Origin of the sequence: Nonomuraea zeae, from assembly GCF_005889725.1 — a bacterium.
Lineage (GTDB): Bacteria > Actinomycetota > Actinomycetes > Streptosporangiales > Streptosporangiaceae > Nonomuraea > Nonomuraea zeae.
The window spans coordinates 1-692 of record NZ_VCKX01000723.1 but is presented as its reverse complement, the minus strand read 5'-3'; the positions used below and the strand labels follow the sequence as shown (position 1 = coordinate 692).

1 protein-coding gene is annotated in these 692 nt (G+C 70.7%); it reads left to right on the top strand.

Going from position 1 to position 692, the window contains the following annotated elements; genetic code table 11:
* A partial coding sequence (locus ETD85_RS62605; RefSeq protein ID WP_138699139.1) for an ATP-binding cassette domain-containing protein occupies positions 1-692 on the top strand: 692 nt, incomplete at both ends.

Genomic DNA, 692 nt, shown 5'->3' with positions numbered 1-692 from the left:
TTCACCTACCCCGGCGCCGAGGAGCCCGCGCTGCGTGACGTGTCGATCGAGATCCGGCAGGGCGAGGTGATCGCGTTCGTCGGCGAGAACGGCTCGGGCAAGACCACCCTGGCCAAGATCCTGTCCGGCCTGTACGAACCCGACAGCGGCACCGTCCGCTGGGACGACACCGACCTGACCACCGTCAGCCCCGACGACCTGCGCCTGCGCACCGCCGTCATCGCCCAGGACCACACCCGCTGGCCGCTCACCGCCCGCTACAACATCACCATGGGCACCGACAAGGGCGAGCCCGCCCTGCACGCCGCCGCCGCCGTGGCCGGCGCCGACGAAGTCATCGCCGACCTGCCCCACGGCTACCGCACCCTGCTCGATCGCCGCTTCAAAGACGGCCACGAGCTGTCCGGCGGCCAATGGCAGCGCATCGCCGTCGCCCGCGGCTTCCACCGCGACGCCGACCTGCTCATCTGCGACGAACCCACCGCCGCCCTCGACGCCCGCGCCGAACACGCCCTCTTCGAACGCATCCGCAACCACTCCGACGGCCGCACCGTCCTGCTCATCACCCACCGCCTGGCCAGCGTCCGCTACGCCGACCGCATCTACGTCCTCGACCACGGCAAGATCACCGAACAGGGCGACCACGCCACCCTCATGGCACTCGACGGCCTCTACGCCGACCTCTACACCCT